Origin of the sequence: Streptomyces sp. NPDC005728 (genome assembly GCF_040630895.1) — a bacterium.
In the GTDB taxonomy this organism is placed as follows: domain Bacteria; phylum Actinomycetota; class Actinomycetes; order Streptomycetales; family Streptomycetaceae; genus Streptomyces.
In genome coordinates, this window is the sequence record NZ_JBEXYL010000287.1 from 1 (window position 1) to 1,481 (window position 1,481).

2 protein-coding genes and 1 pseudogene are annotated in these 1,481 nt (G+C 68.1%); 2 read left to right on the top strand and 1 reads right to left on the bottom strand.

What is annotated here, in order from left to right; genetic code table 11:
• The coding region (locus ABZ471_RS48630; RefSeq protein ID WP_359075613.1) for a hypothetical protein at positions 1-181 on the top strand (181 nt) is incomplete at its 5' end.
• Positions 182-640: 459 nt separating this feature from the next.
• Positions 641-1,294: a nuclease-related domain-containing protein gene (locus tag ABZ471_RS48635; protein ID WP_359075615.1), complete on the top strand. Its 654-nt coding sequence runs from the start codon at positions 641-643 to the stop codon at positions 1,292-1,294.
• A gap of 5 nt (positions 1,295-1,299) precedes the next feature.
• Here the strand turns inward: ABZ471_RS48635 and ABZ471_RS48640 are convergent.
• Positions 1,300-1,386: pseudogene (locus ABZ471_RS48640) on the bottom strand (NUDIX hydrolase); the annotation flags it as partial.
• Between the last annotated feature and the right edge of the window lie 95 nt (positions 1,387-1,481).

Consider the following 1,481-nt stretch of genomic DNA (forward strand, 5'->3'; position numbering starts at 1 on the left):
AGGTGGAGCGCGCTACTGTACGAACGACCTGGACGCCATGGGCCGCGTCTGCTCGGCTCTGCCTGGGTCGACGGTGTACGGGATGGGAGCACCCCGCGCCCGCCTCTACGGACCCGCAGCCGGGAACGGCGCCCCCTCCATCCCGGTGCCGGCCGATCCCCCGCCGGAGGCACTGTTCTGACCGTGACCGCGCTTTCTGGTGCTCGACTCATGGCCACCAGCCCTATCCACACGTGGGCGCGCGTCGGCGCAGCGCGGGCGGAGCGGGCCGGAGGCAGGAGCGGCGCCCGCAGCGGAGCCGGGAGCGCGCCCGGCGGAGCGCAGCGCAGCCGGGGCTTGATGAAGTAGGGAAAGTTCTATCCCGATCGCGCTCTTGTGGCCGGGCCCTCCCGCTGTTGGCATGACGGCATCGATGCTGACGAGTCTCAGGGGGGGGACCATGGTCGAGCTGACAGTCACACGCTGGAAGAGGCACGGTCACGATCGTCTGTACGCCAGCCTTCCTGATGGCACAGCCGCCGGATGGGCCGACTGCAAGACGGGCCGGATCACTGTCCTGCTCAGTCGGTACGAAGATCTCGTAATCGCCACGCTGCAGCAGCACTTACTCAGCCTGGACCAGGCGCCGGCATCCGGGCGCATGGCACCGCGCCAGACCTCTGCCCTGCCGCCGCTGAGTCCAGACGACGACCTCGCCCCAAACCCTCCGGGCAGGGAGCTGCAGAAGCGGCTCGCGACGGAGACCGCAGGTCCTGTCACCCGGTTACTTGCCCGGCTCCTGCGACGTCCCGCCGCTGGGGACTCGTGGCGTAAGGGCTTAGCGGGGGAGCGGCGTGTGGGCGCCGAACTAGATCGCCTCGGGCGCAAAGGGTGGCGGGTGCTGCACTCCGTACCGCTGCCCCGGGACGTGGACCTCGACCACTTGCTGATCGGGCCGGGCGGGGTGTTCAGCATCAACACCAAGCACCATCCGAACAAGGCGGTCTGGGTCGGTGACGATGCCGTCAAGGTCAATCACGGCCGGGCCGAGCCATACGCCCGCAAGAGTCGGGCAGAGGCCCAACGTGTCCAACGGGTGCTTGAGCGCCACTGCGGCTATGCCGTGCCAGTTGAGCCAGTCCTGGTCTTCGTCGGCGTCACCGACCTGAAGGTCGTGGCCACACAGCTGACGGTGAGGGTGTATCGCGAGCGCGAAGTTTCGGCCTTGGCTCCGCTCACCGGCGTTCTGTCTGCCGCCCAGGTTGAGGAGATCTACAGCGTCGCCCGACATCGACAAGCCTGGCTGGCGGCCTGAGCATCTCAGGCGCTGAGGAGCGTGCGGCCGTCGTGGCTTCGTACGTGCGGCCCGTTGCCGTCCAGGGCATCGAGGAGACGGACTGCGAAGACGGGTCTGCTGCACGATCGGGTGACATCTGAACTGGCTTGCCCTGTAGGGCGGGTGGGAAGGATGCCGCTGTGCCCAAGCCTTATCCGGAAGAGTT